The following is a 21,384-nucleotide window of genomic DNA, read 5'->3' as shown; positions in this document are numbered from 1 at the left end:
GGCCACTCCCCGACTCGTCAGCGGATCCCTAGCGATCCAGTAACTTGTGCAGATTGGTGCGTTCCCACAGGACGGCCTTGGGGTAGTGCTCGTACTTGGCCTCGGCCTGGCGGAAGGCGCGGGTGTGGTAGACGCGGCGTCCGTCGACGATGGGCATGTCGTGAATCTCGTGGAGCATCTCGTGATAGATGACCCACGCGATGTAGTAGTGGGGCACGTCCTCGGCGTCGAGCACCGGGTGGACGCGGATCAGCTGATCCTCGACGGTGTAGCTGCCCAGCTTGATCGACTGCCGACCCTTCTTGCGCTTGGTCCTCGGGCCCCAGGTGATCTGGGCCTGGATCGCGCCGCCGAAGTACTCGGCGTTGAGCTCGTCGAAGATGGCCTGCAGGTTGTGGAAGCGGCCGGCGACGTCGATGGCGACGGCGCGCGGGCGGCTGCGCTTGCGGATCGCGTCCTCGTTGGCGTCGATGAAGGCGCGCAGGGTCTCGGCCGCGTCGCGATCTTGGCGCTCGGCGTAGGTCGCCACGGCGCGCAGGACCCGGGACGGGGCGTCGACGAACATGTGGTGCAGGCGGAAGGTGTAGACGCCCTGGCCGCGCTTGACCGAGAGCATGGTGCGCAGGTTGTCGGTGATGATCACCCGCGGTCGACCCTTGCGCAGGTAGGCACCCAGGCGCATCTCGAGCTCGCTGCGCATGGCCTCGCGGTCGCTGGTCTCGAGCTCGGGGAAGCGCGGGTCGCCGTCGACCTCGGAGAGCTCGGTGAGGTCGTGGGCGTAGAGGTCTTCGTCGCCGTCGTCGAAGCCGTCGAAGCCGTCGAACTCGATGTCGTCGTCGAGCTCCGTGGGCTCGGCCGGGCTCAAAACGGCGCGGACTTTACGCGGCGCGACGGGGGAGCGGGACATCGTCTCGAAGGCAGGGCGGGCGGCCCCGGAAAGAAGTTGCAAGCTGGCTCCGTCCAAAGCGATTTCGGCGTGGTGGGGGGCTCGTCACGGCCCGTTGTGCGCGCTTTGGGGTGCAGGACGGGAACGGCGCGCTGGCTACGCCGAGTCCGTCGAGCTCCGCCCCCCGGCGCGCCACGTGAGCATAAGAGCGCCGCCACGCGCGATCGAATTTCGCGGATCGATGGGCTCGGGGTCGGAGGATCATCGCGAATTTGCCTTGGGCCGGAGCTTCTGGCCGGGGGGTATCGAGGGGCGGCGGTGGTAGCTTCGAGTTTGCCGCACCTGGCCCCGGCCAGCTTATCTGAGCCAGAGCAGGAAGCCGAGGCCCCGCGCGACGCCCATGCCCTCCGACGCCCCACCGATGACCCTGACCCTCTTGTTGTTCGCTGGGCTGCGCCAGGCCGCGGGTGCGAGCGAGCTGCGCCTGGCCTGGAGCGGGGGCGAGCTGACGCCCAGGGCCCTCAAGGCTCGAGTCGCGGCCGCTCGGCCCGAGCTAGCCACCCACCTCGAGCGCTGCCGAGTGGCCGTGGATCACGAGTTCGTCGGCGAGGACCAGGCCCTCGCCGCGCTCGATCGCCACGGGCGCCCCGTGGAGATTGCGCTGATTCCGCCCGTGAGCGGAGGCCACGACGGTCCCCAACCCGAAGCCAAGCCCGGTGCGGGGGACGCCCTGCCCCGAGTCGGCGAGCGCTCGACCCTGAGCGACGCGGCCCTGAGCCTCGCGGCCGTCGTCGAGGCCGTCGACCATCGCGGCGCCGGGGGCATCGCGACCTTCACCGGGAACGTGCGCGAGCACAGCCGGGGCAAGACCGTCCGCTTCCTCGAGTACGAGGCCTACGCGCCCATGGCCGTGGCGACCATGGACCGCATCGCGCTCGCCGTCGAGGCGGAGATCCCTGGGGCGCGGGTGGCCCTGGCTCACCGCGTCGGGCACCTCGAGATCGGCGAGACGGCCGTGGTCATCGCCGCGAGCGCGCCGCACCGCGCCGAGGCCTTCACCGCTTGCCGCGAGGTCATCGAGCGGCTCAAGCAGGACGTGCCGATCTGGAAGCGCGAGGTCGACACCGAAGGCGCGGAGTGGATCGGCCAGGGCCCCTGAGGCCCCTGAGGCCCCTGAGGCCCCTGAGTCGAGAGCTCGAACCGCACCAAATGCGGTGCCGGCAAATCTGACCGCTCGGGAGGCCCGGGAGCGGGTCGAGGGCGCAGCGTGAGCGCTTTGCCAGGGCGGGCTTCGGGTCCATATGGAGAGCATGGACGTCGAGACCGTAGGCCAGCGCATGACCAAGAACCCCGTGACGATCCCGGCGGATCTGAACCTCAGCGACGCGACGCAGCGGATGTTCGACCACGGCATTCGCCACCTCCCGGTGATCGACGACGGTCACGTCGTGGGGGTGGTCAGCGAGCGCGACCTGGCCCTGGTCAAGAGCATCCCCGGGGTCAAGGAAGATCGCGTGCGCGTGGTCGAGGCGATGACCGAGCACCCCTACATGGTCGCGCCCAACACCCCGCTGCTCGAGGTGATCGACGCGATGTGCGAGCGCAAGATCGGGACCGCCCTGGTCATGGACGAGGGCGAGATCCGCGGCATCTTCTCCGTCATCGACGGTCTGGCGGCGCTGCGAGATCGACTCCGAGCTCCATGAGCGTCGAGTCGACGTGGTTCATGTGCTCGAGCAGCGCCGGCCAGGCCCGGAACTCCTCGGGCGAGACCGCGAGCGGCACGTTGGGTCGGTAGAGCCCGGCGAAGAAGGCGTGCACGACGGTGTCGAAGCCCGAGGGCTTGGGCCCAAACCACCACGGGCCGTCGTCCTGGCGCGCGGCTCGGAAGATGTCGAGGGCGGTCAGGATGTCGCGCATGCGCTGGGCGATCTCGGCTTCGGCGCGCCGGCCCGTGCCCTGAGCGGAGAGGTGCGCCAGGGTGTTGGACCGAGCCTTGCGCAGCACGAGGTTCTGCAGCAGGCCGGGGACCTCCATCTCCCGGAGCAGCTTGTGCATCGTGTGCTGGTAGACCGCCCACCCCTTGGGCAGCTTCCAGCGCATGTAGACCAGCACGAAGTAGAGGTCGACCTCGAGCATGGAGCGCAGGGCGTAGGCCTCGGCGCGCTGGTCCGGGTCGAGCCAGTCGTCGTGCTCGACGAGGCCGCGCTGGCGCAGGTACTCGATGGAGACCTGCGAGTCGGGGATCGTCTGGCCGTCGTGCTCGATGTAGGGGAGCTTCCCGCGGGGGGCTTTGCGGGCGTCTCCGACACGCTTTTCGTAGGGCACGCCGCCAAGCACGAGGTAGAGCTCGAGCTTGTGAACGAACGGGCTGATGTCAAAGACTCCCTCCATGGAGGTGAATCCGTAGATGACAACGGGGTCGCTCATTCGCGTCCATGATGCCTCTTCGGCGACAGCCCTGGCAACTCACAATGGTGGGTGCTCCGAGGGAGCCGACAAAAAACTCGGGGGGTCGCTGCAAGGCGGGACAGCGGGGGCCGACACCGCCTTGCCATGAACGACACCGATCGCTTGCCCCGTACCACCGATCCCGCGCTGCGCCTGGCCCTCGAGCTCGACGACGGGCGCCGCTGCTCGCTCCCGCACTGCCGCTCGCTGACCATCGGCTCGGACCCTGGCTGCGACCTGGTGCTCGCGGACCGCTTCGTCAGCTCGGCGCATGCCCAGGTCCGCTTTGACGGCCAGGGGGGCTACCGGATCGAGGATCTGCGCTCGACGAACGGCCTGCGCGTCGACGGAGTGCCCGTTCAGGGCGCCCAGCTCGAGCCCGGGATGCACCTCGAGCTGGGGCAAGCGCGACTCGCGGTCGTGCGCATCGACAAGAGCGAGGAGGAGGCTCGGGCCCGGCGACTGCGCGGGGACGCGAGCTTTTGCCGCAGCCCCCATCGCTTGATGGGGCGCAGCGCGGTGATGAGTGGGCTGCGCGATCAGCTCGAGAAGCTGGCGGGTCTGGCCCTCCCGGTGCTGATCCGGGGCGAGACCGGCACGGGCAAGGAGCTCGCCGCGCGGACCTTGCACGAGTTCGGCCCGCGCCCAGAGGCGCCCTTCGTGGCCCTCAACTGTGGGGCCATTCCGCCCGCATTGTTCGAGTCCGAGCTCTTCGGCCACCGCCGGGGCGCGTTTACGGGGGCGCACCGCGACCACGCCGGCGCCTTCGCTCGGGCTGGCCGCGGGACCGTGTTCCTCGACGAGGTCGCCGAGCTGCCGCTGGAGGCCCAGGCCAAGCTGCTGCGCGTGCTCGAGACCCGGCTGGTCTCGCCCGTGGGCGGTGACCGTGAGTTCGCCATCGAATGTCGGGTGCTCGCGGCCACGCACCGCGACCTCGGGGCGATGGTCACCTCGGGGCAGTTCCGCGAAGACCTCTTCCACCGCCTCGGGGTCGTCGAGATCGAGCTGCCGGCGCTGCGGCGACGCCGGAGCGACATCCCTGGCCTGCTCGAGCACTTCGCCAATCAAGCCGCGGCCGAGCTCGAGCGCGAGGTCGTGATGTCGAAGGCGGCCGTGTCGGCGGCGACCCAGCACCCCTGGCCGGGCAACGTCCGGGCGCTGCGCAACGCGGTGTTGCGCGCGGCGGCGCTGTCCGAGGGACCGATCACCGCGGCGGGGCTGCTGCCCGTGGCGCGCCCGCAGGCTCGGCCCGACACCATCGCCGTGCCGCGGGGCACCTACGCAGACATGAACGCGGCCCTGTTGCGCCACGTGGTCGCGGAAGAGGGCAGCATCCGCAAGGCGGCGCAGGTCCTCGACGTCCCGCGCAGCACCCTGGGCGCGTGGATGCAGCGCATGTGAGCGCCTCCCCACCTGGACAGACCCGTGGGGCGCGGGATCTCGGGGGGGCCCACACACGGGTGGGGCTCGGGGGCCGGGGGGACTCGTGGGATGATGGCGACGCGAACATGGAGCTGACCCCCGAACAGCACGCGCGCGTCGCCGCGGACCTGGCCCGGCGCCTCGAAGGGTGCGCGCCGTGGACCCGCAAGACCCGCTGGCGCCCCGAGCTCGACGTGCAGGCGAGCAGCTACCCGGCTCTCAACTTGTTCCCGGGGGTTCGCCCGTCGACCGCTCTGCCCCGGGAGCTCGGCGACGGGGAGTTCGTCGACTCGCCCCAGGGTCGCTTTCGCTACGTCTTGCGTCGCCACCGGCGAGGCGTGCCGATCTCGACGTGGTGGAACGGGAAGATCGGCTCGGTCGTGTTCGACGGCGACATCGAGCTGCCCATGTTGTTCGAGCGCGAGGCCGCCGACGCGCCGCCGAGCTCGACCTCGCCGTGGCGACGTCACCCGTGGATGAGCCTGACCCCCGCCGAGCTGTTGACCCTGCGCCCGGGGACCAAGCTCGCGCGGGGCCGGGTGGTCATCGCGGGCCTGGGCCTGGCTCACCAGCTGCTCGAGGTCGCCAAGCGCCGGGCGGTGACCGAGCTGACCGTCGTCGAGCGCTCGAGCGAGCTGTGCGAGCTGGTCATGCCCCAGGCCATGCAGGTCCTCGGCTCCCTCGGCCACGAGCGCGTTCGCGTGATCATCGGGGACGCCTTCGAGGTCCTGCCCAAGCTCGAGGCCGACGTCGCCCTGGTCGACGTGTTTCCAGCCTACGGCGACAACGCGGCGGCCATGGCCAAGCTGCGCAAGCGCTGCCGCAAGATCGGCAAGCTGTGGGACTGGGGCTGGCATCGCTGAGCCGACGTCCACAGAGCTCGAGTTGACCGGAGAAATGTGAGATTTTCCCTGGGAGCCTGGGGGTCGGTTTGAGTAGGCTGGTCGGCGATGATCTTTCGCCAGCTCTTCGACGGCCGGTCCTCGACCTACACCTACCTGCTCGCCGACGAAGACAGCCGCGAGGCGGTGATCATCGACTCGGTCTACGAGAAGGTGCAGCGCGACGCGGCCCTGGTTCGCGAGCTGGACCTGAAGGTGGTCGCGCTGCTCGAGACCCACGTGCACGCCGACCACGTGACCGGGGCGTGGCTGCTGCGGCGGGCCCTGGGCGGGCAGATCGTGCTCTCGGGCCGGGCCGGGGCCAGCGGTCACGACCGGGAGGTCGGCCAGGGCGACGTCGTCGAGTTCGGTCGTCACCGCCTCGAGGTCCGCGAGACGCCCGGGCACACCGACGGCTGCGTCAGCTACGTCCTCGACGACGGCGCCAAGGTCTTCACCGGTGACGCCCTGCTGATCCGCGGGGCCGGGCGCACGGACTTTCAGCAGGGCGACCCCGGCCGGCTCTACACCTCGGTCCACCAGCAGCTGTTCAGCCTGCCCGAGACTTGCCTGATCTACCCGGCCCACGACTACGCCGGGCGCACGGTCTCGACGGTCGCCGAGGAGCGCACCCACAACCCGCGCCTGGGCGGCCAGCGCAGCTCCGGGGACTTCGTCGGCTACATGCGCAACCTCGGCCTGGCGCACCCCAAGCAGATCGACGTGGCCCTCCCGGCGAACCTGCGCTGCGGCGCGCCGGCGGAGGGGGAGGTGCCCCCGAGCGAGCCGGACTGGGCGCCGCTGCAGTGCACCTACGCGGGGATTTGGGAGCTCGACGGCGCCTGGCTCGAGGAGAACCTCGGCGCGGTGACGATCCTCGACGTGCGCGAGCCCGCGGAGTTCGACGGCCCCCTCGGCCACATCCGCGGGGCGCAGCTGATCCCCATCGGCGAGCTGCTCGAGCGCATCGAGGAGGTCGGCGCCGACAAGCCCGTGGTCGTCGTGTGCCGCTCCGGCGGTCGCTCGGCCCAGGCCACGGTGATGCTGCGCAAGGCGGGGCGGGAGCGCGTCGCCAACCTCTCCGGCGGGATGATCCGCTGGCTCGATCGGGGGATGGCCGTCGAGGCAGCGCCGTCGTGAGCCCGACGGACCTGGCGTCCGCGCTCGCGGCCGAGCCCGGGCCAGACTTCGGGGCGCACTTTGGGGCCCTCGCGCGCCGCTTGCTGGTGAACACGGAGCTGCTCGTCGCGGGCGCCAGCCATCGTCTCGTCGAGGTCGAGGTCTACTACCGGGGCCCGGGCTTCGCCGATCCCTTCGCCCACGCCCACGAGGCCCAGGCCGTCGCGGGCCGCTGGTACTTCCACCGCGCGGGCCCCGGGCTCGACGCGGGCTATCGCGGGGGGACCTACAAGGGCCTCGACATCACCTTCGGCCCGGCCTACGGCGGGATCTTGATCCGCACGCTGCGGACGCCCGCGGGCGAGCTGGTCAGCGGGTGCTCGCTGGTCGTCGATCACCTGCTCGCGCGGACCGGGGCGGACAGCGTAGCGAGCTTGGCGGGGCAGGTGGAGGCGCACGCCGTGACCGAGGCGGGGGCGCTGCAGCTGCGCCCGGCGGCGGGCCTCGACGCAGAGGTCCTGGCCACGGCGCGCGTCGGCCTGAGCCTCAAGCGCCTCGCCGATCACCCGACCATGGTCGACTTCATCGTCGCGCCGCTGCGCTACCTGACGGAGCCGGCCGCCATCGCCAAGGGCCGGGTCCACGCCGTCATCGCCCTGCATCAGCAGGGCCTCGACGCGGCGACGATCGCCGCGCGGAGCGGGGCGCGGGCCCACGTCGTCTCGCGCTACGTCGACGCTTATGAAGCCGCGCTGGCCGAGGGGCCCGCGGCGGAGGCCTACGCCGGCCAGTCGTTGTCGAGCGCGAAGCTGTGCCAGCTCCACGCGGCCGTCAGCCGTGCCGGTCGAGCTCGGTCCACGGCTCGTACGAGCGCGGATCCGTCGGCGAAGACAGGTGCTGGCCCGGCAGGGTCAGCTCGCCGACCAGCGGGCGACGGATCAGCGCCTTGACCCGCTCGGGCTCGTAGCCCTTTTCAAACAGGTAGAACAGCTTGGCCAGGGCGGCCTCGCAGGTCATGTCGTAGCCGCTGACCACCCCGGCGTCGAGGAGCCGGCGGCCCGTGGCGTAGAGCTCGAGGTTGGCCGTGCCGACGTCGGGCTGGGTCACGGCGACCACGACCACGCCGGTGCGCGTCGCTCGCGAGATCGTGTTCATGAACGCCGGGTCCGAGGTCGGGGCGTTGCCGGCTCCGAAGCACTCGAGCACCACGCCCTGGACCGGCGGCGCGAGCATGGCGTCGAGCAGGGCGGGCTTGAGGCCAGGGAAGAGGCGGTAGGCGGCGACCGTGGCCTTGCCCAGCTCGACGACCTCGAGGCGCTGGGGCTGCTCGTCGTCGATGCCCGCGTTGGCCCCGGCGCGCGTCCGCGGGGCCAGGACCCGGGACCAGTCGATGGCGATGTCGATGCCCACGCGCCCGAGCGGGGGGTAGTTGGGCGAGGCGAAGGCCGCGAACTCGCCGACGGAGACCTTGCGCGCGCGGTTGCCCCGGAGCAGCAGGTTGTCGAAGCAGATCATCACCTCGGCCAGCTCCCGGTGGTAGCGGCCGAGGATCGTCAGGGCGGTCAGCAAGTTGGCCTGGGCGTCGTTGCGCGTCTCCTCGAGGGGGATCTGCGAGCCCGTCAGGATCACCGGCTTGCCCAGGTCCTCGAGCATGAAGCTCAGCGCCGAGGCCGAGAAGGCCATGGTGTCCGTGCCGTGGATGACCAGGAAGCCGTCGTAGTCGGCGTAGTGGGTCCGGATGCGCTCGGCGATCTCGAGCCAGTGCGCCGGGGTCATGTCCGAGCTGTCGAGCAGGGGGTTGAACTCGTGGATCTCGAACTGGGGGACCTCGGGGTCGCGAAAGCGCGGCTGCTCGTTGATGAGCTGCTGGAGGTAGCCCGGCTCCGGCACGTAGCCCCGCGGGGTCTTGCGCATGCCGATGGTGCCGCCGGTGTAGACGACGAGGATCTGCGGCCGGGCCATGGGCGGACTCTACGTCACCGGCGGCGCTCCGGTCGCGCGTCCCGCGTGTACCGAGCCGGGGGTGGCCCGGGGCCCGCGGCAACGGTGTTTGAGAGCGCCGACAAATTTTCTCGGCGGCTGCGCAATCCCGGGCTGGGGGGCTGGAACTCCGTCGGTGAAGCCAACGCGCCAATGGGCGCCACTCCGAAAGACGAGACCATGACCATCCAGACCTTCGCCGCTCGCATCGCCACCACCACCGCCGCCCTGACCTGCTTGCTCGCCGCCAGCCCGGCCTTCGCGGGCGACACCCTGGTCTCGACCGCGGCCCGTTGATCAGCCGACCGCGGCGAGGGGGCGCTCGGGCGGGACCATCTCGACCACGGTCGCGCCCGCGCTCCGGCTGGTCTCGGCGTGCACGTGGGCGTCGGCGATGGCCTCGAAGGCGAAGCGCTGGCCGATGACCGGTCGAATCGCCCCCGCCTCGAGCAGCGCGGCGAGCTCGGCCGTGCTCGCCGCGTCCCCCATCGCCACGCCGCACATCGCCCGCTTGCCCTGGCGGGCGAAGACGCGGGTCCACAGCATCTGCGCGAGCAGGGCCCCGCTGACGTAGAGCGAGAGGTAGCGCCCCCTATCCGTCAGCGAGCCCTTGGCCTTGCGAAAGCTCGAGGCCCCGGCGATGTCGAAGATGAGATCGTAGCTCTCGCCGCTTTGGGTGAAGTCCTCGCGGGCGTAGTCGATGACGTGCTGGGCCCCGAGGCCGCGCACGAAGTCGTGGTGGCGGGCGCTGGCGACCGCGGTGACCTCGGCCCCGAGGTGGCGGGCGACCTGCACGGCGAGCTGACCGACGCCGCCGGAGGCCCCGAGGATCAGCACCTTCTCCCCGGCCTCGAGCTCGCCGAGGTCGCGCAGGAAGTTCAGCGCGGTCCAGGCCCCGTAGGGCGTGGCGGCGGCTTGGGCGTGGCTCACCCCGGCGGGCAGGGGCGCGACGGCCCCGGCTTCCTCGACCACGAGGAACTCGGCGTAGGCCCCGTGATCGACGCTGCCGAACACCTCGTCGCCCTTGGCGTAGCGGCGCACCCCCGAGCCCACGGCGACCACCCGGCCCGAGAACATGCTCCCCTGGATGGGGTTTCGAGGCCGGCGAAGGCCGAACATGAGGCGCCCAAAGAGCGCCGAGATGCCGGGGAAGTCGGCGGCGCGCAGGCGCAGGTCGCCGGCGCTGACGAAGGAGGCGTGAACTTCGACGAGGACCTGCCCGGGCCCGGGCGTCGGCGTGGGCACGATGCGGGTGTCGAGGACGCTGGGGGGGCCGTAGAGGGGGGTGTGCGCTGCCTTCATGCTCTTGGTCTAGCCATGCGAGCTCAAATGGGCCATTGTCTAAATGTGTCTCCGTGCCATGCGAAAATGCATGGTCGGCGCACGGCACAGACACGCTACGAGCGAAGCGAAGCATGGACTGGCGCAGCGTCAACTTCGACTGGAACCGAGCCCGAGCCTTCTTGGTGACCGCCTCCGAAGGCTCCTTCTCCGCGGCCGCCCGGGCCCTCGGCACCACCCAGCCGACGGTCGGCCGACAGGTCGCGGCCCTCGAGGAGGAGCTCGGCGTGACCTTGTTCGAGCGCCTGGGCACGCGCCTGGAGCTGACCGCCACGGGCGTCGAGCTCGTCGAGCACGTCCGCAGCATGGGCGAGGCCGCGACCCGCATGTCGCTCGTGGCCACGGGCCAGGCCCTGTCGGTCGAGGGCACGGTGTCGATCACCGCGAGCGAGGCGACCGCGGCCTTCCTGCTCCCGCCCGTGCTGACCCGGCTGCGGACGGAGTACCCCGGCATCGAGATCGACATCGTGGCGTCCAACCAGATCCGCGACCTGCGGCGGCGCGAGGCCGACATCGCGATCCGAAACACCCGCACCGGGCAGCCCGAGCTCATCGTCCGCAAGCTCCGGGACACCGAGGGGGCCTTCTACGCGTCGCCGGACTACATCGAGCGCGCCGGCCCCTTCGACTCCGCCGAGGACTTTCACCGCGCCGAGATCTTCGCCTTCGACGACTCGGCCATGATGATCGACGGCCTGCGCGCCTTCGGCCTCGAGGTCCGTCCGGAGCAGTTCCCGATCATGACCGGCGACCACCTCGTGCAGTGGGAGCTGTGCAAGCGCGGCGTCGGGATCTGCATCATGATGCGCGAGGTCGGGGACGCCGAGCCCGGGGTGCGCCGCGTGTTCCCGGACGTGCCGACGATCCCCGTGCCGATCTACCTGGTGTGTCACCGCGAGCTGCGGACGAGCCGGCGGATCCGCATCGTGTTCGACGCCCTCGTCGAGGCCCTCGCCGCCGAGCCGGGCGGGTGAGCGCGGTCAGTCGGCGACGCGCAGGCGGTGGATGGGCACCAGGCCATAGCCCGCTCGATACACCTCGCCGTCGGTCGACATCCAGTCGCGGTCGGGGTCCTCGCACGCGAAGTAGCGCTCGAGGAAGGCGCGGGCGTCGGCGGGGTCGTCGAACAGGCCGTGGGCGTTGAGCCGGAGCGCCCACTTGGGCAGCTCGGCGGCGGGGAGCAGCCGCCAGCGGTGGGCGAGGGCCGACCAGACGGTGGTGGTGTCGGTCTCCCCGACGTCGAGGCCGAGGCGCTCCCACCCCGGCCGCGAGAGCTCGCCGAGGGCGAGGAGCTCGTGGCGTCTACCGCTGGCCTGGTCGAGGTCCCGGGCGAGGGCCGGCCAGCCGCGCTCGGCCTCGGCGACGGGTAAGGCTTCGAGGGCGAGGCCGCGGAGCCACGCGGCCTCGCTCAGGCCGAGGGGACGCAGCAGCCGGCGATCCATCCCGGCGTAGGGAGCGTCCGGGTCGGCGGCCCAGGAGGTGGCTCGGTGTACAACTTCGGCGATCAGCAGGCGAGGCATGGCGACCTCTCGAGGCTCTCGCGTCGTCCTCCCCCGATCAAGCAGGCCAGTCACTCGGGCAGCTGCCGGGGCCTCGTGCGCTGAGCTCTGTCATCAATTCGCCGTTTTCATTCACCACCATCCACTTTTTTCGGGTGAGGTGAACACCGTCCAATGCGTGCGCATCAATGGACGCACCCGAGGTGCTTCGATCTGGGTCGAACGCAGCGAGGTCGTCGCGCGCGCGACCCCAGCCCAGTCTCGCCCCGTGTCGAGCTGAGGGTCTGGTCGCGGCTCGAGTTGGGGGTATCCTCTGGGTGCGTGGATTGGGATCGGACAATGGGCTCCGAAGAGTCGTCATTGCTCACGGTGACCGTGGACTCGCGTCGCGACGCCGAGCGAAGGGCCACGGGCGCGGCCAACGAGGCGCCCGAGACCATCGATCGCTTCGTCGTCCTCGACGTCCTCGGCTCCGGCGCCATGGGCATCGTCTACGCCGCCTGGGATCCCCAGCTCGATCGCCGCGTGGCCCTCAAGGTCGTGCGCCCGGGCAAGGGCGGCGGCGATGCGGAGAGTCGGCTCGTGCGCGAGGCCCAGGGCATGGCCCGGCTCAGCCACCCCAACGTCGTGTCCGTGTTCGACGTCGGGGCCCACGCGGGCGGGGTGTGGATCGCCATGGAGTTCGTCGCCGGGGAGACCCTGCACGCGCGCATCGGCGAGGGCGGCCTCGACTGGCGCGAGCGCCTCGAGCTCTACCGGCAGGCCGGCGAGGGCCTGTGCGCGGCCCACGAGGCCGGCCTGGTCCACCGCGACTTCAAGCCCGAGAACGTGCTGATCGGGGCGCAGGGCCGGGTCCGCGTGGCGGACTTTGGCCTGGTGCGGCCGAGCGACCAGGGGGCCGAGACCCTGCCCGATCCGATCCGCGGCGACGAGCTGCTCGCCCACGCGCGGGTGTCCGAGTCGGGCGAGCGCGACCCCGAGTTTGGCGCGCTGCAGACCATGGCCGCGTCGACGCGCAGCCTCGGCTTGGCCTCGGGCTCGGGCATGTCGGCGCGCCTGACCATGGACGAGGCGTGGCTGGGGACGCCGCGCTTCATGTCTCCGGAGCAGTTCCAGCGCATGCCCGCCGACGCGCGCAGCGACCAGTTCTCGTTTTGCGTCGCGCTCTACCACGCCCTCTACGAGGAGTGGCCGTTCCAGGCCGAGGGCGGCGGCTTCTTCGAGCTCGCGGCGGCGGTGACCCTGGGCTCGGCGCCGACCCTCCCGAGCCACACCGCGATCCCGCCGCAGATCGGGGCGGCGCTGCTGCGCGGGCTGGCGCGCGAGCCCGAGGATCGCTTCCCCGACATGCGCGCGCTGCTCGACGCCCTCGAGCTCGCGCCGCCCCAGCGCCGGCGCTGGCCGTGGCTGCTCGCGAGCTTGGGCGGGGCGATGGCCGCCGCCGCGTTGACGGCCTGGGTCGTCGGCAGCCCCGCGCCCGAGCCCGTCGACCCCTGCAGCCGCGGCGAGGCCGAGGTCGCGCGCAGCTGGGGGGAGGCCCAGCGGGCCCAGCTCGCGGCGCGCTTCGAGGGCCTCGACATCGGCTTTGGCGCGAGCAGCCTCGAGGCCATCGACGAGGGGGTGCGGGCCTGGTCGCAGGACTGGGCGGGGGCCTACCGGGAGACCTGCGAGACCCGCCACGAGCAGTCCGACCTTCGCTACGACATGCGCATGAACTGCCTCGCGGAGCAGCGCGCCGAGGTCGATGGGTTGATCGCGCTGTTCTCCATGGCCGACGAGGACCTGGTCCGCGACGCCCCCGACCTGGTCAGCGAGCTGCCGGCGGCGGACGCCTGCGAGACCCTCGAGGGGCGCCGCGCCGTGGAGCCGCCGCGGGCGGACCAGCTCGACGTCGTCCACGAGGTCCGCGGGCGCCTGGCTCGGGTCCGGGCGCGCCTGGCCGCGGCGGAGCTCGACGGCCTCGACACCGAGCTCGAGCTGCTCGGCGCCGAGGTCGAGGTCGCCGACTACGAGCCGCTGCTCGCCGAGCTGGACTACCTGCGGGGCGTCCACGCGATGAAGACCAAAGATGTCTCCACGGCCCAGGACTGGCTGCTCGCGGCCCACGGGCGGGCCCTGGCCCTGGGTCAGGACCGGTTGGCGATGACCGCCGCCCGCGACCTGGTCCTCGAAGACGGGGCGGTCCCGGGCGACGAGGGCCAGGAGCTGGCGCGGCGCTGGCACGCCGTCACCGCGGCCCTCGAGCGGCGCATCGACGGCGGCCCCGAAGACGAGGTCGAGCGGCGCTACGCCTACGGCCGGGCGATGCTCCGGCAGATGCGCTTCGAGCCGGCCCGGGGCGAGCTGAGCCGCGCGGCCGAGCTCGCCGCCGAGGTCCACGGCCCGCACAGCCTGGTCACCGCGCGCATCGAGGTCGCCCTGGGCACGGCCTACGGCGAGGGCGGGAAGTACGAGCCGGGCGAGCAGATCCTGGCCCGGGCGATCGACACCTACGAGCGCCGCCTCGGCCCGGACCACCCCCTGTTGATCGGCCCGCTGCTGTCCCGCACCACCTTGCACACCGGGGCGGGCCAGCTCGACGCGGCCCTCGCCGACGCCAAGCGAGCCCAGCGCATCGACGCGGCCAGCTACACCGACGGCGGCCCCCGGGCGGAGAACATCCTCCACCACCTCGCCCTGGTCCACGACCTGCGCGGGGACTACGAGCGCGCCGCGGCCAACTTCGAGGCCATGCTCGCGCGCCGCGGGGAGCTGCAGCGCCCCAGCAGCGTCAACGGCATGACCCTGGCCAACAGCCTGTGCTTCTCTCTGTACAAGCTCGATCGCCTCGACGAGGCCGAGGCCGTGTGCGCGCGCTCGCTGGAGCTCGCCCCCGAGGTGCTCGGCGACGGCCACCCGATCACGGCGATCGTGCTCAACAACCTCGCGCTCATCGCCCGGGCGCGGGGGGACTTCGAGGCGGGCCTCGAGCTCGATCGCAAGGCCCTGGGCTACGTCGAGGACCGCCTCGGCGCCGATCACTTCTACATCGCCTACTCGCTCGTGGGCGTCGCCGAGGGCCTGCTCGGTCTGGGCCGCGCGGACGAGGCCGTGCCCGTGCTCGAGCGGGCCTGGCAGCTGCGCCAGGAGCAGCGCGACCCGGGCGAGCAGGGCGAGGTCGAGTGCCTGCTCGGCCAGGCACTGATCGACAGCGGGCAGGACCGCGAGCGGGGTCGGGCGCTCGAGCGCGAGGCCGCGGTCAAGCTGCGCGCCGCTGGGCCCAACTGGAACAGCCACGCCGAGGCCTGCGACGCTCGCGTGGCTGGGCACTGACAGGTCGGGTAGGCTCCGGGGGTGCCGACCTCGCGCCTCCCGAGCTTTTGGTGTCCCCTGCGCCTGGGTGCGGTGAGCCTCGCCCTCGCCCTGGCTGGGGCCGGGAGCGCGTGCAAGAAGGACGACGAGCCCTCGGTCGAGGAGCGGTCCAAGCCGCTGGTCTACGAGGACGTCGAGGCGGCCAAGGCCAGCGACGTCCGCGAGCTGCCCAAGGCGCGCTACGCCCGGAGCCTCGAGGACCAGCTCGACCTGCTGCCCGCCGACTGCGAGGACTACCTGATCGTCCGTGATCTCCGGCCCGTGCTCGCCCAGGCCCGGCGGGTCGAGGCCGTGATGGCGGGGCCGCTGCAGCGCGCCCTCGACGGCCTGGCCCCGCTGCTCGACGCGAGCGAGGCCCAGGCGCAGCCTCCGGACGCGCCGAGGTCCGGCGAGGCGGCGAAGGCACGATTGAAGCGGACCCGGGACGCCCTCGCGCTGATCCTCGCGGGCCTCGAGAGCGCTGGCATCGCCCTCGATCGCGGGTTCATCGTCGCCAACCTCAACGCCTCGCCGACGCTGATCTTCTCGGCCGAGGGCCTCGATCGCGTGAGCACGCTGGCGAGCTTGCTGGGGGCCGAAGCCGCCGCCTGGACCCGGGGCTGCGGGGCCATCGAGGGCGACGGCCATGAAGGTTGGTACGCCTGCGTGGTGGAGGGCGCCGAGCCTCACGCCGCGGGCGGTCAGGGAGCGGCGCGGGTCTCGACCCTGGCCAGGGAGCTGCCCGGCGTCGAGCTCGACGCGACCAACCTGGTGCTGCGCCTGGGCCCGCTGCCCGAACAGGGGCTCGGGACCGGCGAGGAGGAGCCGGCGGAGCCCCAACTGATCGCCGCGCTGCGCACGGATCCGGGGCTGTGGGAGCTGAGCGTGCCGTTGCCTCGGGAGTTCGCGGCGGGCGAGGACGCGGCGGGCGAGGGCCTGCTCGCTCCCGGCCCGGCCCCGGCGTTGCGCAGCCTCGTGCCCGGGGCCTCCTTCGCCTGGCTGCGCCTCGACCCCAAGGCGGTCAGCGAGCAGCTGCCCCCGGCCGCCGCGGGCATGGCCGGGGAGGTCGTCGACGCGCTCACGGGCGAGCTCTACCTGGGCGCCCACGACGACCCCGACGCGATCGTCGTGCAGGTCGGCACGAGCGACTTCAAGGCCAGCTCCCAGGCGATCATGAGCCTCGCGGGCATGCTCCCGGGCAAGCCCGTGGAGGCCGGCCCGCTCTCGGGGCTGAAGGTCGAGTTCGAGCGCAAGCCCGTCGCCCTCGACGGCAAGCTCGTCCCGGCGGTGGGCATGCTGTTCGCGGGCGAGACCCTCGACGACTGGCGCTCGACCCTGGGCGTGGACCTGCGCGGCAAGCTGTGGGCCTACGGCGACTACGCCAGCTTCGTGCTGGGCGAGGTCGAGGCCACCCCGGAGGCCCTGGGCAAGCTGCGCGGGACCGGGCCCACGCCCGCGACCCTCTCGGCCCTGCCGCCCACCTTGGGCCGCGCGCTCGTGGACGGGGAGGTCGGGGTGGTGTTCCACGTCGTCCTCGACGACTGGCAGGTGCCCCCCTCGGAGGACGAGCTGCGCGAGCTCCTGGGCCCGACGGAGGGCGTGGACGAGGCGACCCTCGACGCGGCGGCGGCCGGGATCGCCGAGGCCTTCCACGCCCTCGCGCCGTGGTCGAGCGTCGACGTGTGGCTGCGCCGGGTCGACGGGCGCTGGCTCGCTCAGCTGACGGTCGTGCCCTTCGACGCCGCGAGCGACGCGGCCGAGCGCGAGGCCGCGGGCCAGGCCCTCGACGCCGTCTTGGCTGGGGCTGGAGCTTCGGCCAAGGCGGGCGAGAGCCCCTACGCCGGCCTGGTCGAGGCCTACGGGGAGTCTCCGCGCGCGCCGGCCTACCGCGCGCGCGTGGGCCAGGCCCCGCGCCACCACGGGGCCGTGGGCATGCTCGAGCTCAGCTTGCTCAGCGCCGTCGCGCTCCCGGCCGTGGTCGAGTTCAGCCGCCAGGCCCAGGCCCGCGAGCCCAGCGAGGAGACCCAGCGGATCTTGTCGACGGCCCTGGCCGTGCGCGAGCGCAGCGGCGGGTGCGAGGAGCTGGTCGGCGAGGCCGGACCCACGCCGGCCCTCGAGCTCGACTGCAACGCCGGCCCGGGCGGGCGCTGCCGGGCGCAGTCCGAGGACCCCCGAGCCGACGCGGGCCAGTACCCGAGCGAGGCGTGGTCCGAGGGCGCGTGGGCCAAGCTCGGCTACACCCCCCAGGGCGCCGCGGCCCCGGGGCATCGCTACCACTACAGCTTCTCGGCGGCCCTCGACGGCGACGCGTGCCGCTTCGTGGCCAAGGCCGAGGGCGACCTCGACGGCGACGGGACCTTCGGCAGCTACGCGCGCGAGCTGATCGTCGCCGCCGACGGTTCACAGCGCGCCCCGGCGATGACCGTCGTGCCGGAAGCTCCTTGAACTCAGAGGCGGCCCAGGCTCCCGCTCCGCGACTCCTCGGTCGAGGTGGTCTCACGCCCGCCAGATGACGCCCCCGCGAGCGGGGGCGACCCGATGCCCCCTCGAGGGCACGAACCCCATTGCCCCACGACCAGAGCGGAGGAGCGGAGCGACGAAGCGTCCCCGGTCTCGAGACCTCCGTGGGGGCCCTAGAGAAATTGGAGCTCGACCTGGGCGTAGTCGACCTCCACGTCGAGGCGCGCGAGCACCGAGTAGAAGCCGAACTGCAGCCGGTTGAGGAAGAACACGCCCTCTTCGAAGGGCACGTAGCTGTCGTCCGTGCACGTGCGCGCGACCTGGAAGATGTCCTTGAAGCGCTTGGCGAGGCCGGCGACGTAGTGACGCTCGATGCGGTAGGGCGACTGCAGCTGGGGCCGGAAGGCCTCGTGGAGGTAGTCCATGGCCGCGCGCTCGAACACCCCGCCGCGCAGGCCGAGCATCTCGCGGGCGGCGGCCTCGAAGGCCGGGACGTCGCCCAGGCAGGCGGCTCGGTGGGTCGCGGCGCCGGCGTCTCGGTGGGCCTGGTCGGCCTCCTGGACGCAGCCGTGGTCGAGGAAGGTCACCCGCCCGTCGCGGTGAAACTTGTAGTTGCCCGGGTGCGGGTCGGCGTTGAATTGGCCGCCGATCAGCACGCTCTTGTAGGCGAAGCGCCACATCGCCTCGGCCCACTGCCGGCGCAGCGCCTCCGGGGCGGCCGCGGCCTCGGAAAAGTCCAGGCCCTCGGCCCACTCCATGGTCAGGACCTTCGCGGCGCAGTGCGAGTCGACGAGCTCGGGGATGCGGATCGCCGGGTCGCCCAGGTGCAGCGCACGGATCTCGCGCTGGCGCCGGGCCTCGAGCGCGTAGTCGAGCTCCTCGGCGAAGCGCTGGCGGATCTCCTCGGCGATGCGCTTGGACTCGAACTTGCTCCCGGCGAACAGGCGGAAGGTCTGCTCGACCATGGCCGAGTTGGCCAGGTCGTTGCGCATGGCCTCGTCGATGCCGGGGTGCTGGACCTTGACGGCGACGACGCGGCCGTCGGGGAGCACGGCGCGGTGGACCTGGCCGATGCTCGCGCTGGCGACGGGGGTCTCGTCGAACTCGGCGAAGGCCTCGTCGAGGGGGCGGCCGAGCTGCTCGCGGACCTGCCGGCGGACCTGCTCGGGGTCCGAGCTCGGGGCCTGGTCGAGCAGGGTCTGCATCCACTTTTCGTAGGCCTCGCGCTGCTCCTCCGGGATGACGCCGTCGATGTAGCCGGCCATCTGCCCGACCTTGGTCGCGACCCCGCGCAGGTTGCCGAGGATCTCCGCGGCCTTCTCGGCGCCGGCGCCCTCGCGGCCCAGGGCCATGTCGGCGCCCATGCGCAGGCCGGCGCCCGCGAACTGGCGCAGGCGCCCGAGGCGATTTTTGACGAGCTTCTTGGGCATGAGGGCGGGCCTGCGGCGAGGATGGTACTGCCCGGGCCGGGGTTGCCAAAGCCGGGGGACTGGCCTTGGCTTTGGCCTTGGCCTCGGCCCTGCATGCCGAAGGCTTTGAGGATCTCGCCCTCGACGGCGGCGCAGGTGTCGTTGATGGCCGAGACCCCTGGCGCGATGTCCTTGCCGACGACCCGCCGCAGCGGCCGATCCCCGGCGGGCGCTCGACCTCCTCGACCAGGACCGCGACGACCTCGCTCGGGTCGCCGATCATTCCCGATGTCCTGTTAGCCAGCGTCGGCCATCGCATCGATCTCGCCAGGGGTCAGCGCCCGCGCGTAGACCGAGAGCGAGTCGATGGCGCCGGTGCAGGGCTCGTCGAAGGCCGGGCTGTTGCTGCCCACGGTCACCGGCTCGGCGTTGCCGACCTGGGGGGTCCCGCCTGCGGCCAGGCTGTCGAGCAGGTCACCGCCAGCGTAGAGCGAGACGCTCGAGCCGTCGTAGACGCAGGCGAGGTGGGTCCACGCGTCGAGGGGGACGGTCTCGAAGGGCGCGTCGACCTGGTAGGCGCCCTGGGAGGTGAGCACGCGGCACACGTAGCCGGCGCTCGAGTCGAGCAAGAGCCCGTACTGCCCAGAGTTGTCGAGCCACACCGCGCGCCCGGTGTTGGGGTAGGCCTCCGTGCGCACCCACGCGCTGATCGACAGGGGCCCGGTGATGTCGAGGCTCGGCGAGTCGAGGGCGTGCACGGCCTTGCTCTCGTTGCAGTGCAGGGCGTCCCCGGACAGGCCCGCGATCATCGCGAAGCTGCTGGCGGCCAGGTGGTTTTCGTTGCCCGAGCCGTCGTACTTGGCCAGGTTGTCGTCGAAGGTGTAGCAAGCGCGCAGGCTCGGGTCCTCGGGGCAGGCGAAGGGCTCGAGGGCGCTGGTCTCGGAGCTGTCCTCGGCGTCGCTCGTGTCTTCGCTACTGGTGCCCGTGTTGGTGCCCGTGTCCTCGCTCGAGCCCGACTCGGTGGTCGTCGTGCCCGCGTCGTCGGTCCCGGACTCCGAGCTCTCCCCTGCGCCCGAGTCGCTGCTCTCTCCCATGCTCTCGTCCCCGTCCTCGAAGCTGTCCGCGAAGCTGTCCACGGCCTCGATGCCGTCGAACTGGGGGTTCGCCATGGTGCAGCCCAGGGCGAAGGGCAGCGCCGCGAAGGGGCACAACAACTCGAGACGACGCGCGCCCATGAAGGGACCCTTAGTCCCTCGGCAGCGGGCGTCAACGGTCGAGTTCGAGCGGGGCGGTGTCACCCCTGCGCGGGCCGACCGCGGGGTGGGCTGGCACTCGCAGGCTCACTCGCCTTCGACGATCGGATAACCCTGCTCGACCCAGTAGTAGTAGCCCTCGTCGAGCACCGCGATGTTCGTGAACCCAGCCTCCGCGAGGGCGTCGAAGCTCTGACCGGAGACGGCGTGAGGACAGCCGCAGTAGTTGATGATCCAGACGTCCTGGGGCAGCTCGTCGATGACCTTGGGCAGGTCGAAGAAGGGGATCGAGACGGCGCCCTCGAGGTGCCCGTCGACGTAGTCGGCGTGGGGCCGGGCGTCGAGCAGGATCATCTTTGCGCCCATGTCGAGGGCCGACTTGACCAGGTCCGCGCCGATGAAGCGCCCGTCCACGGGCACGAAGTCCGGGTCGGGGCCGTCGGGGTTGATGACCGCGTCGCTGACGTCGGGCTCGAAGGGGGGCAGGGGGTCGGTGTTGGGCTCCCGCTCCCAGCTGCGGATCAGCTTGATGATGTCGTCGACCTGCAGGTCGCTCAGGTCCGTGTCCGCGCCGCTTTGGTAGCTGGGCATGGGCGTGCCGGGTCGGCCGCGGACGATGCTCTCGCGCAGGTAGCCGTCGCTGACGGTGGTCAGGAACCAGGGGTTCTCGAGGGTCATGAAGGTCCCGCCCACGCCCTGGATCCCGTGGCAGTCCTCGCAGCCGTAGACGCCGTAGTAGGTCTCGCCGCGGAGGATCGAGGCGGTCTCGTCGATTTCGTAGGCGTCGACCTCTGGGCCGGCCGAGGGCAGCTCTTGCCAGGTGCGGATGAAGGTGACGATGTCGTCGATGTCCTGGTCCGAGAGCGGCCCGGCCTTGTCCTCGCCCCAGGCCGACATCGAGGTCCCCGGCCGGCCGTAGCGGATGCTCGTGGCCAGGAAGTCGTCGCTGGCGATGCGCAGGAATTCCTGGTTGCTCAGCGCGTTGGCGTTGTCCGCCGTGTAGCCCTGGCCGACGTCGCCGTGGCAAAAGGCGCAGTACTTGTCGTAGAGCGCGGCGCCCCGCTCTTCGGGCGTGCCCGTGTCCGACTCGGAGTCCGAGTCGGCGACGTCGTCGTTGCCGGACTCCGCGGCCGGGTCGGGCACGCAGGCCAGCGCGATCAGGGCGACGGCCAGCGAAGTGGTCGAGAGCATGCGCGCCATGGCGGGAGGGTAGCGCGGCCGGGTCGTCTCTCTGGCCCCCCGCGTGGGTGTCGCAGAAGCTGCACGTCGCGCGAGTTGGCGATCAAACGGCGTTGACGGCCAAGCACAGCTTTGTCCGGTGATTTTTGTGAAATCTCAAGCAGTGACCTAACC

General features: G+C 71.9%; 17 protein-coding genes. 9 read left to right on the top strand and 8 right to left on the bottom strand.

Translation table 11 applies throughout. The features are described 5' to 3' along the window. Positions 1 to 28: 28 nt before the first annotated feature. On the bottom strand, positions 29 to 907 hold the full coding sequence (locus PPSIR1_RS05650; protein ID WP_157595227.1) for a hypothetical protein: 879 nt from the start codon (positions 905 to 907) through the stop codon (positions 29 to 31). A 400-nt stretch (positions 908 to 1,307) separates the two neighbouring features. Here PPSIR1_RS05650 and PPSIR1_RS05645 point away from each other — a divergent pair, with 400 nt between their 5' ends. Together PPSIR1_RS05645 and PPSIR1_RS05640 are read left to right on the top strand one after the other, a co-directional pair. Beyond that, positions 1,308 to 2,045, top strand: coding sequence for a molybdenum cofactor biosynthesis protein (locus PPSIR1_RS05645; RefSeq protein ID WP_006970033.1), 738 nt, complete (start codon positions 1,308 to 1,310; stop codon positions 2,043 to 2,045). A gap of 151 nt (positions 2,046 to 2,196) precedes the next feature. Beyond that, on the top strand, positions 2,197 to 2,592 hold the full coding sequence (locus tag PPSIR1_RS05640) for a CBS domain-containing protein (protein WP_198154464.1): 396 nt from the start codon (positions 2,197 to 2,199) through the stop codon (positions 2,590 to 2,592). Here PPSIR1_RS05640 and PPSIR1_RS41880 read toward each other — a convergent pair. Beyond that, the gene (locus PPSIR1_RS41880; RefSeq protein WP_006970031.1) at positions 2,546 to 3,316 is read right to left on the bottom strand and encodes a Tom37 metaxin N-terminal-like domain-containing protein; all 771 of its coding nucleotides are present in this window, start codon (positions 3,314 to 3,316) and stop codon (positions 2,546 to 2,548) included. The genes PPSIR1_RS05640 and PPSIR1_RS41880 overlap by 47 nt on opposite strands. A 126-nt stretch (positions 3,317 to 3,442) precedes the next feature. Here PPSIR1_RS41880 and PPSIR1_RS05630 point away from each other — a divergent pair, with 126 nt between their 5' ends. From PPSIR1_RS05630 to PPSIR1_RS47405, 4 genes are all read left to right on the top strand, one after another. Further along, the gene (locus PPSIR1_RS05630) at positions 3,443 to 4,738 is read left to right on the top strand and encodes a sigma 54-interacting transcriptional regulator (RefSeq protein WP_006970030.1); all 1,296 of its coding nucleotides are present in this window, start codon (positions 3,443 to 3,445) and stop codon (positions 4,736 to 4,738) included. Between the two features lie 107 nt (positions 4,739 to 4,845). Then, positions 4,846 to 5,622, top strand: coding sequence for a polyamine aminopropyltransferase (locus PPSIR1_RS05625; protein WP_006970029.1), 777 nt, complete (start codon positions 4,846 to 4,848; stop codon positions 5,620 to 5,622). An 87-nt stretch (positions 5,623 to 5,709) separates the two neighbouring features. Further along, positions 5,710 to 6,780 (top strand): MBL fold metallo-hydrolase, encoded by a 1,071-nt coding sequence (locus PPSIR1_RS51025; RefSeq protein WP_006970028.1) that lies wholly within the window; start codon positions 5,710 to 5,712, stop codon positions 6,778 to 6,780. After that, positions 6,777 to 7,709: a hypothetical protein gene (locus tag PPSIR1_RS47405; RefSeq protein WP_006970027.1), complete on the top strand. Its 933-nt coding sequence runs from the start codon at positions 6,777 to 6,779 to the stop codon at positions 7,707 to 7,709. Before PPSIR1_RS51025 ends, PPSIR1_RS47405 begins: the two co-directional genes overlap by 4 nt. Here the strand turns inward: PPSIR1_RS47405 and ansA are convergent. Both ansA and PPSIR1_RS05605 read right to left on the bottom strand, forming a co-directional pair. After that, on the bottom strand, positions 7,591 to 8,721 hold the full coding sequence (gene ansA, locus PPSIR1_RS05610; protein ID WP_006970026.1) for an asparaginase: 1,131 nt from the start codon (positions 8,719 to 8,721) through the stop codon (positions 7,591 to 7,593). The genes PPSIR1_RS47405 and ansA overlap by 119 nt on opposite strands. A gap of 315 nt (positions 8,722 to 9,036) precedes the next feature. Continuing rightward, complete coding sequence (locus PPSIR1_RS05605; protein WP_006970024.1) at positions 9,037 to 10,041, bottom strand: NAD(P)-dependent alcohol dehydrogenase; 1,005 nt, start codon at positions 10,039 to 10,041, stop codon at positions 9,037 to 9,039. Positions 10,042 to 10,154: 113 nt separating this feature from the next. Between PPSIR1_RS05605 and PPSIR1_RS05600 the strand changes: the two genes are divergently transcribed. Beyond that, entirely contained in the window at positions 10,155 to 11,054 is a 900-nt protein-coding gene (locus tag PPSIR1_RS05600; protein ID WP_006970023.1) for a LysR family transcriptional regulator, read from the top strand. A 6-nt stretch (positions 11,055 to 11,060) separates the two neighbouring features. Here the strand turns inward: PPSIR1_RS05600 and PPSIR1_RS05595 are convergent, their stop codons facing one another. Next, positions 11,061 to 11,600 (bottom strand): hypothetical protein, encoded by a 540-nt coding sequence (locus tag PPSIR1_RS05595; protein ID WP_006970022.1) that lies wholly within the window; start codon positions 11,598 to 11,600, stop codon positions 11,061 to 11,063. Between the two features lie 354 nt (positions 11,601 to 11,954). Here PPSIR1_RS05595 and PPSIR1_RS05590 point away from each other — a divergent pair, with 354 nt between their 5' ends. Next, positions 11,955 to 14,891, top strand: coding sequence for a serine/threonine-protein kinase (locus PPSIR1_RS05590; protein WP_198154463.1), 2,937 nt, complete (start codon positions 11,955 to 11,957; stop codon positions 14,889 to 14,891). Between the two features lie 21 nt (positions 14,892 to 14,912). Beyond that, positions 14,913 to 17,354 carry a hypothetical protein gene (locus PPSIR1_RS05585; RefSeq protein WP_006970020.1) on the top strand — a complete coding sequence of 814 codons (2,442 nt, stop codon included), beginning with the start codon at positions 14,913 to 14,915 and terminating at the stop codon, positions 17,352 to 17,354. Positions 17,355 to 17,542: 188 nt separating this feature from the next. Here PPSIR1_RS05585 and PPSIR1_RS05580 read toward each other — a convergent pair whose 3' ends face one another. From PPSIR1_RS05580 to PPSIR1_RS05570, 3 genes are all read right to left on the bottom strand, one after another. Further along, the gene (locus PPSIR1_RS05580) at positions 17,543 to 18,799 is read right to left on the bottom strand and encodes an ABC1 kinase family protein (protein ID WP_006970019.1); all 1,257 of its coding nucleotides are present in this window, start codon (positions 18,797 to 18,799) and stop codon (positions 17,543 to 17,545) included. A gap of 275 nt (positions 18,800 to 19,074) precedes the next feature. Beyond that, complete coding sequence (locus PPSIR1_RS05575) at positions 19,075 to 20,013, bottom strand: LamG domain-containing protein (protein WP_006970018.1); 939 nt, start codon at positions 20,011 to 20,013, stop codon at positions 19,075 to 19,077. Between the two features lie 105 nt (positions 20,014 to 20,118). Then, positions 20,119 to 21,231, bottom strand: coding sequence for a c-type cytochrome (locus PPSIR1_RS05570; RefSeq protein ID WP_006970017.1), 1,113 nt, complete (start codon positions 21,229 to 21,231; stop codon positions 20,119 to 20,121). Positions 21,232 to 21,384 lie beyond the last annotated feature (153 nt).

Origin of the sequence: Plesiocystis pacifica SIR-1, from assembly GCF_000170895.1 — a bacterium.
GTDB lineage: Bacteria > Myxococcota_A > Polyangia > Nannocystales > Nannocystaceae > Plesiocystis > Plesiocystis pacifica.
The sequence above is the reverse complement of the archived record's forward strand: the minus strand, read 5'-3'. Positions and strand labels throughout refer to the sequence as shown.

What these genes read in the sequence shown, in the direction of transcription:
- PPSIR1_RS05595 (WP_006970022.1), bottom strand. Translation starts at nt 11,600, where the DNA reads ATGCCTCGCCTGCTGATCGCCGAAGTTGTACACCGAGCCACCTCCTGG.
- PPSIR1_RS05640 (WP_198154464.1), top strand. Translation starts at nt 2,197, where the DNA reads ATGGACGTCGAGACCGTAGGCCAGCGCATGACCAAGAACCCCGTGACG.
- PPSIR1_RS05625 (WP_006970029.1), top strand. Translation starts at nt 4,846, where the DNA reads ATGGAGCTGACCCCCGAACAGCACGCGCGCGTCGCCGCGGACCTGGCC.
- PPSIR1_RS05600 (WP_006970023.1), top strand. Translation starts at nt 10,155, where the DNA reads ATGGACTGGCGCAGCGTCAACTTCGACTGGAACCGAGCCCGAGCCTTC.
- PPSIR1_RS05605 (WP_006970024.1), bottom strand. Translation starts at nt 10,041, where the DNA reads ATGAAGGCAGCGCACACCCCCCTCTACGGCCCCCCCAGCGTCCTCGAC.
- PPSIR1_RS05645 (WP_006970033.1), top strand. Translation starts at nt 1,308, where the DNA reads ATGACCCTGACCCTCTTGTTGTTCGCTGGGCTGCGCCAGGCCGCGGGT.
- ansA (WP_006970026.1), bottom strand. Translation starts at nt 8,721, where the DNA reads ATGGCCCGGCCGCAGATCCTCGTCGTCTACACCGGCGGCACCATCGGC.
- PPSIR1_RS05650 (WP_157595227.1), bottom strand. Translation starts at nt 907, where the DNA reads ATGTCCCGCTCCCCCGTCGCGCCGCGTAAAGTCCGCGCCGTTTTGAGC.
- PPSIR1_RS05630 (WP_006970030.1), top strand. Translation starts at nt 3,443, where the DNA reads ATGAACGACACCGATCGCTTGCCCCGTACCACCGATCCCGCGCTGCGC.
- PPSIR1_RS41880 (WP_006970031.1), bottom strand. Translation starts at nt 3,316, where the DNA reads ATGAGCGACCCCGTTGTCATCTACGGATTCACCTCCATGGAGGGAGTC.
- PPSIR1_RS05570 (WP_006970017.1), bottom strand. Translation starts at nt 21,231, where the DNA reads ATGGCGCGCATGCTCTCGACCACTTCGCTGGCCGTCGCCCTGATCGCG.
- PPSIR1_RS05580 (WP_006970019.1), bottom strand. Translation starts at nt 18,799, where the DNA reads ATGCCCAAGAAGCTCGTCAAAAATCGCCTCGGGCGCCTGCGCCAGTTC.
- PPSIR1_RS51025 (WP_006970028.1), top strand. Translation starts at nt 5,710, where the DNA reads ATGATCTTTCGCCAGCTCTTCGACGGCCGGTCCTCGACCTACACCTAC.
- PPSIR1_RS05575 (WP_006970018.1), bottom strand. Translation starts at nt 20,013, where the DNA reads ATGGGCGCGCGTCGTCTCGAGTTGTTGTGCCCCTTCGCGGCGCTGCCC.